We start from the raw sequence: 16,517 nt of genomic DNA, 5'->3' as shown, positions 1-16,517 counted from the left end.
TAATATTTGCAAACTCTTTGTAATTCCATTGCCTATCTCTTGTCATCTATATTCCTATCAAGAAAGTAAGATAGATACCACCAGCATCTCACAGAGTTGCAAGTATAGAATTTTCTTAGTTTTAGATTTTACTAAATATATTACTGAATTAACATTATTAAACTTGATCTGCCATTTCTTCTGATCTTAAGTTATAATTTTACTAATGCCATTTGATTAATTGCAACTTCAGCATTGCTATCTTTCAATAAATTTGCAGGACTATTACAATGGTATATGATTGCAGCAACAACAAGACAACAAACTCCAATTCCTATCCCTAACGCTAACATTCCTGAGTAAACTGCAATAGCTACTTCTAAAGCAACTCCTACTACTGCTAACGTAGAAGCAACTATGATAGAAGTATTACGACACTTAATACGAAGCTCATTTAGTTTATCTAATGCAGTAGTACCATCTTTATATTTTAGCTCTCTTAGTACATCTTTATTTTCACATTTGTTAAGCAACTTCCAAGCATAACTTAACCTTGACGCTTGACCATAAAACCCCTTCTCAACATATTCAACCAAGAGATCAAACGGAGTTTCACCTTGGTCATTTTTAACATAAAATCTCGCACCTGCACTCACAAGTGATTCAACTTTGCAAAGCATTGACTTATCGGAGTGCAAGTTTCTTAAAGCATGATGTAGAGCTGTATCCCCACTTTCATCTTGATAGTCAATTTTATTTTTATGTAAAAAGCAATCAAAAATCTTTTTATTGCAATTGCTTGTAACGATATTTTCTAAAGTAATACTTGAAATTTTTATGTTATTTTCGACTAGAAGATTTAGAGCTTCTTTATGGTTACATTCAACAATAATATCTACTAGTTTATTTAATGCAGGTGTACCTTCTAGCTTCTTTAGCTCATCAGTTTTACAACAACTAAGCACCACCGAAAGATTATTTAATCTTTCTATTTTTCTCTTACGAAAAGGGTATGTAGCATAATTGACCAAGAGATCAAATGGAGTTTCATCTTTGCTATTTTTAACATCAAGCCTTGCACCTTTACTAAGAAGTGACTTGACAAAACCTTGGTATTTTGATTTATCCAAATCCAACCATTTTAATGTATGATGTAAAGCTGTATTTCCTTTTTCATCTGTATAGTTGATATTGAATTTATCTAAGCACTCATTAAAAAAATAATCCAAAAACTTTTCAGATTGGTATTCATAAGCATAGCTTAAGATTTCATTTAGTGATATTTCTATCCTTCCTTCAAAGAGCTCGAAAAATTCCACACGATCGTACGCAATAGCAATTTGCACTAGAAATTTAATGTCACCAGCAGGAATTGTAACTTTCTTTATTATATCACAAAACTCTTCATACTCATTTGACTGGATATTTAACAACAATTGCGGAATAGTGTCTACATATTCGAGTTCGGTTAATTTTTCAGTCTCTTTAGCTTTGCCCATCTTGCCTATTTGTTTAAAACGCTTGATTACCCTTTCTGATTCCTCTTTGATTAATTTTTGACTTTTCAACAAATACATATTACATATTTCATAAAAAATTTTCATTCTTTTATTTTCTTGTTTAAGTTTACTTATCAGTTCCATCAGTTTTGCCCGCAACAACTCCAGTTCATCACTACAATCCCCATCCTCATACTTTCCTCTATCGTACTGGCTTTTTTTTGTTTAGTCAGATAACACTGTGTATGCTGCTGATATTTCCTTGAATTTTGTCAATTTCTCTTTAAGTTGAGCTCGTTCATTTTCTTCCGATTGTAGTAGCGTTCTGTTCTTCTTTTCTCGTTCTAGCTTATCTAAAGCTTTTACTTCCTTATGCAATTTATCTGTATGAAACTCACGTGCCAATTTGTAATATGCTTTTTTTATCTCACCATGAGTAGCATCTCTTTTTACTCCTAATATTTCATAATAATCAGGCATTTGTTTCTCCACTATTTTGATACATTTTTTATAACATTAGTAATACTATGTCTTTAAAAGAATTGGTACTATATAAGTATTTTAGCAAATATTATAATATTTATCAACAAATTGAGTGAAAATTTAAAGAGTTATTTATGGTAATTGAGGAGCTACAACCGCACGACGTCTGCCGTTAATAACTATTTCACCTATCGCAACTGCTGCAAAAACAAAACAATAATATACTTTTGTTAGTACGATGATAGGTGACAGAGAGGCAATGCTGCTTGCTAGTAATACGTGAGAACCATAAGGTAAGATACTTTTTGTGATAGAAGTAAATATCTCTAATAAGTACGCACTACGGTGTGGTGCAATGTTATATCTTTGCGCAAGCCTTTTAGCAATATTACTAGTTAATAAAATAGCAACAACATTGCTGGAAACTAAAATAGTAAACAGAGATGATATTCCCGCAATCATAAATTCAGCTTGAGTTTTTGTCATATTCACCTTATCGGTGAATATATCTATCTTTTTCTGACTGTATTCGTACATTAAGTGGCTTAATCCACTACTGAAGAGAATAAATATCATTACTTCATTCATCTTATAAAAACCCCTATATATGTCACGAGAATATTCAATAAGAGAATAATCAAAAAAAGCTATTCCTAATATCCCAGCAATAACCATATTAATAGCTAATGTTACCAGAGTGTTTATTTCAAATAAACCCATAATTATTAAAGATATATAAGGGATAATTTTGACTATGGATAAATAATTCAGACTTGAGATAGAAACAACTTCTGTACTATTTGAAATCATTACTAGATAAGTAAGTATTATAAGACCTGTAACAGATCCTGTCTTGAAAGTGAGTTTTATTTTATCCTTTACTGAAGCTCCTTGTGAAGAAGTAGCAGCAATAGTAGTGTCAGATATCATTGAAAGGTTGCTGCCAAACATAGACCCACCTATCACAGCTCCAACGCCCACCGCACAATCAAAAGCTCCATTTTGTGCTAGATTCACAGCTATTGGTGTTATAAGTGCAATAACTCCGATTGATGTGCCTATTGCACTTGCAATAAACGCAGAAATTAAAAACATTCCAGGAAGTAATAATTGTGCTGGAAGAAAGCAAATAGTTAAGCTAGCAATAACATTTATACTACCAAGCGATTGAGTAACAGTAGAAAATGCCCCAGCAAGGAGAAAAATCAAACACACGGTAAGAGTAGTTTTATTCCCCATACCTTTTATAAGTGTATCAATACTATGCTGAATTTTGTTTTTATTGAATAGAACAGCAAAAAATAATGCTGGTAATAAGCAAACTAACGGTGAAATTTGATGAAGAGGATTGCCAAGTCCGATAAAAGAAAAATAAATACCACTTCCAAGGTATAAAGCTAGAAAGATAATGAGAGGAAGAAATGAAAACACTTATCGTAGTTGAACAAACCAGAAATATACTAGAATAAGCTATTTTAAGCAACTACTAATACAGTGTTTTTCTAATAATTTTGAACATCTTAAGCCATCTACTTTTGAATAAATTCCATTTGCATTTCTTGTATACTATCCTCTATTTGCTTTATTTGTTCTATTAGCCTTTCCTCTAAGTCAAAATTACCGCCCAGCCTTGCTTTAATTTTTTCTTCTTGTAATACATTTAATTCTTTCCGTAATACTATGTTATTCCAGACAGTTTCTGCCGATCTCTTCTCACTTAATTGACTATTTAGTACGCTAGTTTTTTCAAATATAAACTTTATAACACTAGACTCCTGTAGTAGAATTTCTTTATTAAAGTTGCTCTCACTAGTTACCATATTAATTACGCACTGTTGTAATTTTTTCATCTCATTAGTAAATTCGAAATGAGAAAATTGCTCAAAAAATATAGGACGGTTCAAGATTTCAGGAAATTCTACGGCTATACGCAAAATTATGGCCTGATTTTGCTCTGCTTCAATTAGCTCTGGAGATTTATTGTAAAGATACTCACCTTTTGTTGCTTTGCTATTAAAAATCAGCTTTTTAAAGTTTCTTCTTAATTCACTGACCTTATTGTAAAAATAATCTCTATAATACCTTCTAATACTGCTGTTACCGATAGCATTGACATATTTCATGAACTTGTGCTCAAGAATTGAATATTTTTCCGGAGCAAATTTTTCATAATTTTGCAAATTGCTACCAATTATGTGATGCCATAAATATTCAGAGTGCAGTTCTGTTGAGTGGTTAAAAGCAGAGAGTACGTCTTCTGTCTTATATTCTAGCTCATTGCATATATCGTATGGGTCCTTATTGTTTGGCAAAGTCACGAACTTCAATGTGTATCCAGGCTCCAGTATCGGTAGAACAAGTTCTGCAATTCGAATAGCAGCATGACGTCCGGCACTATCGCCATCCATACAGATGGAAATTTCTTTAGCAAATTTCCATAGATTTTTTATCTGCTCTGCAGAAATTGCGGTACCAAGCGGAGCAACTGTATTGCTAATTCCCGCTTGATGTAGTGCTATTACATCCATATATCCTTCAACAACAAATAGATGCTGTTTTTTGCGTATTTCACTCAAAGCAAAGTTTAATCCATATAAATTTTCTCTTTTCTTAAAGAGCTGATTCTCTGGGCTGTTTAAATACTTCGGCTGTTGCTCAGAGTTCAGCGCACGTCCGCCAAAACCAATAACTTTGCCCGTGATGTTGTGTATAGGAAATATCAGCCGATCATAGAAATAATCACGAGAATTCTTATTTATTAACCCAACATCGATCAAAATCTCGTCTTTAATACCAGAGGAGTTCAAATATTCCTTCAAGCCAGAACTTGGTGCATAACCTATCTTAAATTTATCTATGATTTTGAGTGAGATCTTGCGCTGCCTTAAATAAGCCATAACACCTCGATTTTTCTGCGCGAACCAACTTGCAGCTAAATTCAGTGCTGAAAACAGTTTGTCATTTTCTTTAGCAAAGCTGAGGTTTTTGGGTAACTCAACACCTGCAACAGATGCCAATTTTTCCAACGCTTCCTTAAAACTTAAGCCTTCAGTTTGTGAAATAAATTCAAACACATCACCATGAGCTGAGCAACCGAAACAATAATATAAACCCTTAATATTGCTGACCGAAAAAGATGGAGTTTTTTCGTTATGAAATGGGCAGAGTCCAACAAAACTATCTCCTCTTTTTATTAACCTAACTTTTTTTCCTACTATGTCGGACAACAATAATTTTGACTTTATAATATCTATATGATCCATTTTACCGAATTAGTAGTGGTAGGATAAAAATTATATAGAATTTATGCATATCTGACTCGAAATTTATTCAGAAAGATCAGGAGAGCTTGACAAAAAGCTCAAAATAAATTACCCATATAAATACCCTTAAGTTGCAATTTCTTATATGTCAGATGTGATATCAGTTGCTTCAGACCACGCAGGTTATGAACTAAAATCAGAAATAAAGGCTTACTTGGAAACTTTAGATTATACAGTGATAGACCATGGCTGCACTGCTGAACAAAAGAGTGTAGACTACCCTGACTATGCTGCTGAAGTTGTAGAAGATATAACAAACAAAAAAGCAAATTATGGAATATTAATTTGTGGTACAGGTTTGGGCATGAGTACTGTGGCAAATCGTTTTGAAGGAATCTATGCTGCTTTATGTAATAGTGTTGAGATCGCAAAATTAGCTCGCGAGCATGGCAACGCGAATATACTTTGTCTTGGTGCAGGGTTTACTGCGAGTGGATTAGCAAAAGACATAGTCAAACAATTCCTCGAAACAGAATTTTCAAAAGAAAGTAGACATAAAGAACGCCTTGATAAACTTAGCAATATTAGCAAGAAAAAAACCACAAAAACTTATAACGAAGATGAAATATCAAAATTCGCTAAAATAGCAGGTGAATGGTGGAATGAGAATGGCAAATTCAAGCCATTGCACATGATGAATCCTGTGAGAGTATCATACATCATTGAGAAAATAAAAGAATTAAAAAAATGCGATTTAAAAGAACTATCATTGCTCGATGTTGGTTGTGGTGGTGGCATTTTGTCAGAGTCAATGGCGCGTATTGGTATTAGCGTTGCAGGAATAGATGTATGTGAGGAAAACATAAAAGTGGCACAGTCGCATGCGAAGAAAGTAGGGTTAAATATAGAATACACACACACTAGCATTGAAGAGCTAAGCAATGACAAGAAGTATGACGTGGTTTTGTTGATGGAAGTGGTTGAACATGTCGATAATTTAGAGTTTTTCATGAAAAAAGCAATAGAGCTGTTGAAGCCAGAAGGGCTAATTTTTATATCGACGATAAATAGAACTATTAAATCCTTCTGTCTTGCAATAGTCGGCGCAGAGTACATATTAAACTGGCTGCCAAAAGGCACACATAATTGGAATAAATTTCTCAAGCCATCAGAAATTGCAAATCATCTAAGGGAAAACAACGTAATACTGCAAAACATGGCTGGTATGGAATATAATGTAATAAAGCGTGAATGGAACTTGACCAAAGGTGTGGATGTTAATTATATACTTTGTGGAAACGTTGTAACTTGAAATCTCATTCAAGTACTAGAAGGTAATGCAAATATTTTAGGCAGTTTTACTTTACTTAGCAGCTAATTTATCATATGTATTTCCATAGGATATCGCTATATTAGAATATGTTACAATTACTAACCTTACTTGCTGTTATCACTTCGGTTGTATTTTTTGGTCATCTAGTTCCAATGGAAGTGAAAACCTTCTTGTATTCAATAAGCCTTAGTATAAAAGAGATCTTACTATTTATAATGCCTTTTATTGTTTTTGCATTAATCTTTAGTAGTGTTAACAATCTTAAGCAGTCGGCTATAAAGTTTATATTGTTACTTATTATAACGATTTTCTTGTCGAATCTAGCTTCAAGTTTAATAGCTTATTCTGTTGGGCATTTCATCACACAAAACACTTATTCAATACAAGATATAACATATGAAGAAACAATTGTTCCTTTATGGTCATTTAGGATACCTGCATTGCTTTCTAATTTTTATGCCCTTGCTTGTGGATTTGTGTTAAGCATATTAGTGTCCACAATATTACCAAAAAAAAGCAAAGAGCTCTCGAACAAAATGTTAGATTTAACTCTCTTTATTTTGAAGACATTTTTGACGCCAATTATTCCAATGTTTGTACTTGGTCTTGCTTTAAAAATGGAACATGATCAGGTTTTACCCATAATATTTAAGGATTACTCAATAATTTTTATTATTATATCATCTGCAACTTACCTTTATGTTTTTCTCTTATATGGAGCAGCAAATTCGTTCAAGATCACAAGCTGGATAGCTAGTATAGGTAATATGATACCAGCATTTATTACTGCAATGAGCACAATGTCTAGTAATGCAGCTATGCCGCTTACTCTTGAAGGAAGCAAAAAAAATGTAAAGCAGCATGATATAGCATCGTCTGTTGTGCCAATAACTGCTAGCTTTCATTTAGTAGGTGATTGCTTTTTTATTATAATACTATCAATGATAATGACTTTTGGTGGTGCATTGTCTGCAACAGACTATGTGACTTTCCTTCTCTACTTTCTGTTATTTAAATTTGCTATTGTTGCAGTTCCAGCGGGAGGAATTATGGTAATGTTGCCTGTTCTTGAGAAGTATCTTAAATTCTCTCCAGAGATGCTTTCATTAATTACAGCATTGTATATAGTATTTGACCCAATAATAACTTCAGCAAATGTTATGGGTAACGGTGCGTTCACTATGATGTTTACAAAGCTCTATGATAAGCTTAAGTGATGTCCATTCTAGCAATTAATACTGTAGGTGCTGGTAGTTCAATAGCAGTAATTGATTACGATGGTAATTGTTTTGTAGAACGCAATTCTGCAAACAATAGTCATGCAGAATCATTTTTTCAAATACTGAATACTTTGTTTGATAAGCATAATTACAGCTACGATAAAATAGACCATTTAGCAGTGATAGTTGGACCAGGAAGTTTTACTGGAATCAGAGTTGGTATATCAACTGCACAAGGTATAAATCTTGCTACAAATAAGCCGTTATATGGGGTTAGTGAGCTGGAAGCTCAAGCATATGCAATATCGCTACTTTGTGCAAATAGCAAAAAAAATATTAAAGCTATAATCGAAGATGATCAAAAGTTTTATACACAGTTATTTGATTTCAATTTGTTACCGCTATCAAATCCTGCTGTAGTAAGTGAACTCCAGCCTGAAACGGACTGCATTACATATATGGATTGCAGTTTACCAGAGTTAAATGCTAGCCATGCAGGGCTATTAGTCCGTTATAGACTAAAAAATAAACAAAAATTAAATGGTGTTGAGGCTCTATATTTAAATGAGCCTCAGTATATGAAATCGTTGCCTATTGCGTAAACACTATTAATTTGGCCAAGTTTGTACATCTGACTTACTATTTCTTCTGCTACTTCTTTTATACTCATATTTGAATTTTCTATCTCTATAGCATTTGGTGGCACAAATAAATTTTCCGCTCTAAATTTAATACTATTTATATTGGTAACCTTCCTATTTTTTCTTTGCTTTTTTAATATAGTACGCTCTTGTAATATCAATGGATTGCACCTAAGTACTATGGGAAGGATTTTTGTGCTCATTTTTTTACTAAGTTCTACTATTGAGTTATATATTGTTATGTTGTCATTATTATTTTTCATTAAGTCATCAAGAAATATATAATTTTTTGAATCAATTGGATAGGCTTCTACTGCCTGAAGCATAACCTGCACAATGTTATATATTCTATTTTGAACTTCTTTGGAAGTTTGATTATATTCAAATCCACTTACAATTAGTGCATTTATCATACTAGATAATACTATTGCTGTAGAAAGTTTACCACTTCCTGGAAGACCAGTGATATATATGAAAAATTTTGTTAGCTGTTTTTTTATGTCAATATTTACCATATTACTCTTAATATTAAAACCTACACTTATAATAACATAAAAACAAGGCTTTAAAACATATGAAATATTACATAAAAAGCCGTTTTTATAGTTAAAATATTATGTAATCTAGAAATGTAAACTCTAATCACCTAAGGCAAGTAAAAGTGCTTATTATTTTAAAGTAGGTTCACTTTTTAGTTTATAATAAACTTTTTTTCACGTATAAATCCTTAGAAAATTTTAGTCAAGAGCTATGTTATTAACAAATAGTGAGTTGAAAAGAGACCTAGTTAACGCCTATCAGATTTTATCTTATCTTAAATTAGATGATCATACGTATACTCATCTCTCTGTACGTTCTGAAGATAAAAAGTCATTTTATGTTTATCCGTTTGGTATACGTTTTTATGAAGTAGATGAAAGTTCATTGATGAAAGTATCGTTTGATGGGAATATAATTGAAGGCAAAGAATATCAATATAATAAAACTGGCTATGTAATCCATGGCTTCATTTATCAAGCAAGGAAAGATATTGAAGCAATTTTTCATCTACATACACCTTCTATTGTAGCAGTTTCTTCTCTCAAGGATGGATTACTCCCAATAAGTCAGTGGGCGCTGCACTTTTATAATAAGGTATCTTACCATGATTATAATTCCCTGGCACTTGATGATACAGAAGGAAAAAGATTAATAGCTGATTTGAAAGAAAATTTTGTGATGTTAATGCGCAATCATGGATCTATAACATGTGGTCAGACTATACAAGAAGCAATGTTTTATACGTATCACTTAGAACAAGCTTGTAAAACTCAATGCCTGATGCTAGCAATGAATAGGGAGTTGTCAATTCCAAGTGAAGAAATTTGCTCAAAAGCCGTAAAGGATCTTCTGTCTTTCGAAAGCAATCTTGGTGAGAGAGATTGGCACGCATGGGTTAGGTTGATTAAAGGTAAGTTATAAAAGTTTCTGACTCTTCGATAGATATTAGATTTCTTGCATAACCAGCCAGTCTGAAATCCAATAATGGTTTCACACGCTGTAATTCATGCAAGAAGTCTAATGTCTCCATCTCTACTTAAGTTAACACCCTTAACTAAGCAGATACAAGTAAATAACTAGTAAGTTTTTTCAATCCTGCTCCACAGCAAATTTTAATGCTATGTGAGTAGTTATAGTGCTGTTAACAATTAAAATGACAAAAACTAAGATGGTGATTAGTAGTGTATAAATATTCAAGGATAAATTTTCAAATTGAGTTAGCAATTTGAAATATACAAAAGTTGGCATTATCATTGGCAAAACAAGAATTTGCGACACTCCTGATGCTAAGTTATTTCGACCAATCATCAATGCATTTCCAGTAGCTGAAATATTAATGATTATCAGCGTATTAAATAATAAAGACACTCCAACTGCTATTGAATGTTCAATATTATTGCCTAGAATTGCAAAGCTGAACATGAAAGAAATCACTGAAATCGGTAACCCAAATAACAACCAGTGAGCGAAGATTTTATAAGCAACTATCAGCCTAGAAGAGAGTGGCTGTACAAAGATTTGCTCTAATATTCCATCATGATAATCAGATGTAAATAAATTATTTGTAGAGATCTGCAAAACAAATGTAGCACATATCCATGTTAATGTTAATATAACTTCTTGTTTACTGTTGTTTTCAAGTGTATATGAAGATAAACTTAACATTATAATAAAAATACATACTATATAAGTAAGATTATTATCATTTATTACTAATTTTTTTACCGAACTAATCATACCAGGATTTTAAATGTTTATTATAAATTATAGTGTTTACTTTGAGGGTAGTATAATTTTTTTTGTTTATAAGTTATATAAGTTTTAATATATTTTATTGATAATGCTATGGAAAAATTAATAAAAATAAAGTTACCGGAAGATTACGTTCCTTCAGAAAATGAAGAATATATGAACGTAAAACAACTGGAATACTTTAGCTTAAAGTTAAAATCAATACTCTCTGAACTGGAGAAACAAGATCTAGAAGATAGTAGTATTTATTCTGATAGTGAAAATGGAGAATTAATTAAGCGCCGAAAAGATAGAAAAGAAAAAATTAAGGAGGCGTTGGAAAAAATAAAATTAGGCATTTATGGTTACTGCGATGGAACGGGAGAAGAAATAGGAGTCGAAAGACTTAAAGCTAATCCGCTTGCTATGTATTGTATTGAAGAACAAGAGAGAATAGAAAAAGAAAAGAACGTGTATAACATTAATGATTAGAACTTGTCGGGAGTGTTAAATAAACTGTGTCAAACCGAATTTTCAGCTCAACTCAATTTTCAATCTACCAGGAAAGAAAATGTCGAGCTGGGACATAGTTAATGCCCAATCACGTACAGGCATCGTCCACTTTTCTTCCACCTTTTTTATAGCACAATATACCAGCTTGTACAAGGCATTTATGCTGGTAAATGAGCCTTTGGTCTTGGTGAATTTCCTAATTTGCCTGTGTAATCCCTCTATGGGGTTAGTGGTGTAAATCACTCTCCTCACTGGATCAGAATATTTGAAATAACTAGACAAATTTTCCCAGTTATTCTGCCACGATTTTATAACCATAGGGTACTTTGCACCCCATTTTTCATCTAGTTCTAGTAGATAATTCTCAGCAATTTCCTTGCTTGGTGCTTGATATACCTTCTTCAAATCACTTAAAAAGCTCTTTGTATCTTTGCTAGCCACATACTTCAATGAATTGCGTATCTGATGCACTATACATAATTGTACTTCTGTATTATGAAAGACGCTGTTTATAGCTGTAGGAAAGCTTTTGAGACCATCTACACAAGCTATCAGAATATCCTCTACTCCTCTTTCTTTAAGATCGTTTAGCACTCCCAACCAAAAATTAGCTCCCTCACTTTCAGCTAAATAAAAGCCTAGTACTTCTTTTCTGCCATTTTGCTAATATATTATACATGCACTTGCTTACACAGCGTCCATCCTCTTTTACTTTAAAGAACATTCCATCCATAAAAACTATCGGATACACTGCCTGTAAAGGACGACTACGCCATTCGTTGATAACTGGCAATAATTTATCAGTAATACTGGATATTTCAGCAACAGATATCTTATTGTCATAAATTTCTTCGACGTGTGACATTATGTCTCTATATCCCATACCGCTAGCAAACATGCTCAAGATCTTTGTTTCAAGTTCAGAATGCAGGCTTGTTTGTCTTTTTTTGACTATTTGTGGCTCAAAACTTCCTTCTCTATCTCTTGGTGTTAGCAGTTCGAATGATCCGGAACTTGTTCGTAAAGTCTTTGAGTTTTTGCCGTTTCTGCGATTGTTTTCTTCGTTCCTATTATTTGATAGATGGCTCTCCATTTCACCTTCTAAACTTGCCTCTAGCAGCTTCTTTATCAATGGTGTTAGCGCTCCATCTCTTCCGGTAAGTGGCCTACCTTCTCTTATAGATGACAGGATATTTGACTCTAACTCTTGATAATTTACTAACCCAACATAGTTATTTGCTATTTTTTCACTCATGTGTAAAACCTCCGCTTTTATATTAACTAAAATACATCATTTCTCGGTTTGACACAGTTTATTTAACACTCCCAAAAGAGTTGTTTTGCCTGTTTATAACTTGTCTTATTTAGCACTAAAATCAGCTATTGTGAGAACTATTTTTCTTGAAATTTTATGATCTGTGAATTATCTCTGTTTCTCTAGTACAAAGACTTAGTACTTCTCCTTTGATGGAATTTCTTCATATTTTATTATACTCTCAAATTATTCCACAATCATTACTAGACACAAAACCTTGATCTAGAGTAGAATGTTTTAAAACAGAAACATCACAAAGATCTCTCTTAGACTGAGAGTTTTCTTTAGCATGTTTGAGTCGTTTAAATATTTCAGTGTCTGCATCTATATCCTTCTCAGCATAATCATATAAAAGCTGCAGTAACTTTCCACCAGCTTTAATAGCAATTTCAATAGTCGTATTTTCATCATTACCATCTAGAGAGTAGTTTAAGCTTGGTTTGAAACCATGTTTGTTTTTTGATTCCAATAATTCTTCTATCTCTTTGAGTAATTTATCTGACTTACCCGTATCCTTTTCATTTGATACTTCTTTTATCTTTTGAAATAAATTGTAATCCTGTCGAAATTTTTGAGAAAATTTTTCTTTGCCTTCTTTATTTTCCTTGTTAATAGATGCAGCTTTTATACAACCAATATTAATATTTGGATCAGCAAGCAGAAGATTAGCCACTTCGAAATGTCTACAATCTAGTGCGAATAACAAAGGAGTACTACCTTTCTCAGTCTTAGCATTAACATCAGCTCCATGCTCCAGAAGAAGTTTAATTACATCCTCATGATTCTCGAATGCTGCGATATGTAAAGTAGACATTCCTTCATTGGTTGTTGCATTAACATCAGCTTTGTTCTTCAGAAGAAGCTCAACTATTTTATAGTAACCATTTTTTCCTGCAAAATGCAAAGGAACAGACCCCATCTGGTCCCGAGCATTAACATTAATTCCTCCCTTTTCCAGAAGAACTGTAACTATATCATTGTAACCCTGGTTTACTGCCATATGTAAAGGCGTAAAATCTTTAAAAATTTCAGTAGCTTTAGCATTAACATCAGCTCCATAATCCAGAAGATATTTAACTATATTAGTGTGATGACCTAGTACTGCAAAATGCAAAGGAGTCACACCTGAGTACTTTCCAACCAGCTGAGTATTAACATCAGCTCCATAACCCAGAAGAAGTTTAACTATATCTACGTGACCATTTTTTGCTGCCAAATGTAAAGGAGTATTACTTGACGCATCTTTGATATTAACTTCAGCTTTATACTGCAAAAGAAGTTGAGCTATATTAAAGTAACCATTTTCTGCTGCCATACGTAAAGGAGTACAATTTAAAATATCCCTAGCATTAACCTTAGCTCCTTTCTCTAGAAGTAGTTCAACTACTTCCTTATAATTCATTACTGCTGCCAAATGTAAAGGAGTTATACTTTTCTCATTCTTAGCATTAATATCAGCTCCTTTCTTAATTAATCGTTTAGCCTTTTGCAAATTACCATTTTTTAAAGCTAAAAATAATTCATTTGTATTTTTCTCTAATCTTTTTGATTCCTTTTCGTCATTTAAATCCTGCTTATGCCTTCCATTCTGAGTCTTTGTACTCTTACTAGTACTATCTTTTTCATCTAAAGAAAGCTGTGGTTTCGCTTCTTGAACTTGATGAAATTTTTTAGCTTTCTTCTTTTTAATTTGATTATTTTCATTCTGAAGCTTGCTAATATCATCATCTTTCCCTTCATGTTCTGAGCTTTGTGAAGACCTAGAACTTATATCACTCTCTAACACTGAATTTGTATGCTTGTTCTTATCTAAGATCTGATCCTCTTCATGATACCCCTTAGCTCTCAATACATTCATAATCTCTTCAGCATATTCTTTTTTTCCTTCGTTTTGCAATTTTCTTGCTATAAATTCTGCTTGCTCTATGTTTCCTTTCTTTATTAACTCTAGTGCCTTATTTCTCCATTCTTCAAGACTCGATTTTTCTTGCTCAATATTTACATTACCTTCTTCCCTTGGCTCTATTATTTTTAATAAATTACTTTTATCATCCATAATATAGAGATTAACAGCAGCACGAGTAACTCCAACATACAGAGCGTTCACATAAAATTTATATTTTTCCAAAGACTTATCTTTCTTATCCTTATTTCTTGAAGTGTTAACTTCCTTTTCGTTATATGAATAACGAATACTATTAATATTATTATCTATCTCCCACTCACTTTTACCCGAGCATACTATATTCCATATTTCATTATAAGCTTTACATGATGTAAACTTGTAAAGAATCACATTTTCAAATTCCAAGCCTTTGGCTTCATGTATATTAAACACAAGTGAAGTCTTGAATATCTCACGAGCTTCTTGTTTACTCCCATCATCCAAAACTAACACAGCCCAATTTACAGATTTATGTATTTTTTCTCCTATTTCTTCTTTTTTATCATCAGTAATAAAGCCAACGTTTCCTTGATTATTATTATCACTCTTCATGAAAAAAGCGTTATCTACTGTTATTTTATCTTCTGAAGCAAAACAATAATTCTTAAGATGTAGTATACGATTAGCGAATTCAATAACTTGCTCGCTATTACGATAATTCTTCTCAAGGGTATAAAAAACTTCTGAACCCTGATCCCTTATATATTTATTTTGACAGAGAAAAGATTTTAACCTAGACAGAGAGAAAAAACTTGGATGTATCACTTGATTAACATCACCACATAATAAAAAATTACCCTTACTTTCATCCTTCAAACTCTTCAATATTAAACCCAATGTGCTTTCGGTTAAATCCTGAACTTCATCTACAACAATCGCATCATAAATTTTTTCTTCAGTACACTTATGAGCAATAAGATTAGGATCATAATATTCTGAATATTTTTCTATAAATTTTTTATATTCTTCAAAAAGACCATAGATATTGCCTCTTTCTTCTTTAGGAAATATAGCTCGTCTATCCCCTAATTGAGTATATTGATCTTCTTCTAATAAGCTTCCTCCACCTATCACAGCTGTAAATTCTTCGAATATTTTATCTCCGTCTTTTTTATACTTTTCAAATTTATCTTTTTTATACTTTTCAAATTTATCTTTTCCGTTGAACCATGAACAAAACTTACTTCTATCAATAGGCTTCTTTCCTTTTATATCTTCTGCTCGCTTTTCAAGAAACTCATGAAGAGATAAGAAATCAATTTCTTCTGGAGCAGCAATCTTGAACTCACCAGCAGTTTCATCGTAGTATTCGTATTCAAATAATTTTTTTGATTCTTTTACAAGATTTTCGGACTTGGTAATACATAGAATTTTTCCTCCCTCGAACTTCTCTTTTATCTTCCTTAGGCCCTCCAAAGCCACTGATGTCTTTCCACTACCAGCAGCTCCACTAATAACTAAAGGTAATTCAAGCTTTCCAATTTTTTCAACTATATCTTCTTGCTTTGCACTAAAAGTAATAAATTTACCGAGATAACTAACTTGTGGAGCATCTTCAATCTCCACTGTATCATGAACTTCTTCACTTGTTATTTCTATGTTTTTTATTTTTTCTCTATTTGTTAAAAATTTAGACTTATGATAATCATGATTTAGAATTACTTCTAAAATAACAAAAGCATCTTTGTTGTTATGCTTTATACTTGTAAATAATAATCTGTCACTATCACTTAATTTAGCTCGAGAATATTCAATATTCCCATCACCTTTTATTAATTTTATATTCCCTTGGCTTGTACTGTTATTCTCTTTTAAATCTTTAATTATTTCGTTGAATTTTTTTCTCAAAGGACTTTTATCATCACCTAAATCATGGTCATTAAACTTCTTATAAAACAATACAATACTCATAACTTCTCTTAATTACTTAATTATATTAAGAGTATAATAATATTATTAATATGTCAATATTTCTATTATTATATTAACTAATATTATTTATTCATACGTAATTCTCATCCCGTGATTAGATAAGTAAGGAAATAAATTTATACT

The 16,517-nt window shown here is 32.2% G+C and carries 12 protein-coding genes and 1 pseudogene; 5 read left to right on the top strand and 8 right to left on the bottom strand.

What is annotated here, in order from left to right; translation table 11 throughout:
- Positions 1-191: 191 nt before the first annotated feature.
- The 4 genes from OPR30_RS03950 to dnaG all read right to left on the bottom strand — a co-directional run bounded on the left by OPR30_RS03950 (position 192) and on the right by dnaG (position 5,224).
- The gene (locus tag OPR30_RS03950; protein WP_265030449.1) at positions 192-1,547 is read right to left on the bottom strand and encodes a TomO hydrophobic C-terminal domain-containing protein; all 1,356 of its coding nucleotides are present in this window, start codon (positions 1,545-1,547) and stop codon (positions 192-194) included.
- A 156-nt stretch (positions 1,548-1,703) separates the two neighbouring features.
- The gene (locus OPR30_RS03945; RefSeq protein ID WP_265030448.1) at positions 1,704-1,958 is read right to left on the bottom strand and encodes a DnaJ domain-containing protein; all 255 of its coding nucleotides are present in this window, start codon (positions 1,956-1,958) and stop codon (positions 1,704-1,706) included.
- A 135-nt stretch (positions 1,959-2,093) separates the two neighbouring features.
- Positions 2,094-3,392 (bottom strand): Na+/H+ antiporter NhaC family protein, encoded by a 1,299-nt coding sequence (locus OPR30_RS03940; RefSeq protein ID WP_265030447.1) that lies wholly within the window; start codon positions 3,390-3,392, stop codon positions 2,094-2,096.
- Between the two features lie 98 nt (positions 3,393-3,490).
- On the bottom strand, positions 3,491-5,224 hold the full coding sequence (dnaG, locus tag OPR30_RS03935; protein ID WP_265030446.1) for a DNA primase: 1,734 nt from the start codon (positions 5,222-5,224) through the stop codon (positions 3,491-3,493).
- Positions 5,225-5,369: 145 nt separating this feature from the next.
- Here dnaG and ubiG point away from each other — a divergent pair, with 145 nt between their 5' ends.
- The 3 genes from ubiG (at position 5,370) to tsaB (ending at position 8,379) form a co-directional block, all read left to right on the top strand.
- Complete coding sequence (ubiG, locus tag OPR30_RS03930; protein WP_265030445.1) at positions 5,370-6,536, top strand: bifunctional 2-polyprenyl-6-hydroxyphenol methylase/3-demethylubiquinol 3-O-methyltransferase UbiG; 1,167 nt, start codon at positions 5,370-5,372, stop codon at positions 6,534-6,536.
- 107 nt (positions 6,537-6,643) lie between these two features.
- Positions 6,644-7,774 (top strand): cation:dicarboxylate symporter family transporter, encoded by a 1,131-nt coding sequence (locus OPR30_RS03925; protein WP_007302676.1) that lies wholly within the window; start codon positions 6,644-6,646, stop codon positions 7,772-7,774.
- Positions 7,774-8,379 carry a tRNA (adenosine(37)-N6)-threonylcarbamoyltransferase complex dimerization subunit type 1 TsaB gene (gene tsaB, locus OPR30_RS03920; RefSeq protein ID WP_264377894.1) on the top strand — a complete coding sequence of 202 codons (606 nt, stop codon included), beginning with the start codon at positions 7,774-7,776 and terminating at the stop codon, positions 8,377-8,379. The genes OPR30_RS03925 and tsaB overlap by 1 nt, the downstream gene beginning before the upstream one ends.
- Here the strand turns inward: tsaB and OPR30_RS03915 are convergent.
- Positions 8,349-8,933, bottom strand: coding sequence for an AAA family ATPase (locus OPR30_RS03915; protein ID WP_264377893.1), 585 nt, complete (start codon positions 8,931-8,933; stop codon positions 8,349-8,351). The two genes, tsaB and OPR30_RS03915, sit on opposite strands and share 31 nt — an antisense overlap.
- Before the next feature lie 235 nt (positions 8,934-9,168).
- Between OPR30_RS03915 and OPR30_RS03910 the strand changes: the two genes are divergently transcribed.
- On the top strand, positions 9,169-9,879 hold the full coding sequence (locus OPR30_RS03910; RefSeq protein ID WP_265030444.1) for a class II aldolase/adducin family protein: 711 nt from the start codon (positions 9,169-9,171) through the stop codon (positions 9,877-9,879).
- A 168-nt stretch (positions 9,880-10,047) separates the two neighbouring features.
- On the opposite strand, the gene OPR30_RS03905 is transcribed toward OPR30_RS03910, so the two are convergent.
- A complete protein-coding gene (locus OPR30_RS03905; RefSeq protein ID WP_264374763.1) occupies positions 10,048-10,695 on the bottom strand; it encodes a heme exporter protein CcmB in 648 nt (215 codons plus the stop codon).
- Positions 10,696-10,803: 108 nt separating this feature from the next.
- On the opposite strand from OPR30_RS03905, the gene OPR30_RS03900 reads away from it, so the two are divergent.
- Complete coding sequence (locus OPR30_RS03900) at positions 10,804-11,181, top strand: TraR/DksA family transcriptional regulator (protein ID WP_254229723.1); 378 nt, start codon at positions 10,804-10,806, stop codon at positions 11,179-11,181.
- Positions 11,182-11,223: 42 nt separating this feature from the next.
- Here OPR30_RS03900 and OPR30_RS03895 read toward each other — a convergent pair.
- Both OPR30_RS03895 and OPR30_RS03890 read right to left on the bottom strand, forming a co-directional pair.
- A pseudogene (locus tag OPR30_RS03895) lies at positions 11,224-12,457 on the bottom strand (IS256 family transposase).
- Between the two features lie 241 nt (positions 12,458-12,698).
- Positions 12,699-16,373, bottom strand: coding sequence for an ankyrin repeat domain-containing protein (locus tag OPR30_RS03890; RefSeq protein WP_265030443.1), 3,675 nt, complete (start codon positions 16,371-16,373; stop codon positions 12,699-12,701).
- Positions 16,374-16,517: the final 144 nt, after the last annotated feature.

It is taken from the genome of Wolbachia endosymbiont (group B) of Athalia cordata, assembly GCF_947251845.1.
Lineage (GTDB): Bacteria > Pseudomonadota > Alphaproteobacteria > Rickettsiales > Anaplasmataceae > Wolbachia.
The sequence above is the reverse complement of the archived record's forward strand: the minus strand, read 5'-3'. Positions and strand labels throughout refer to the sequence as shown.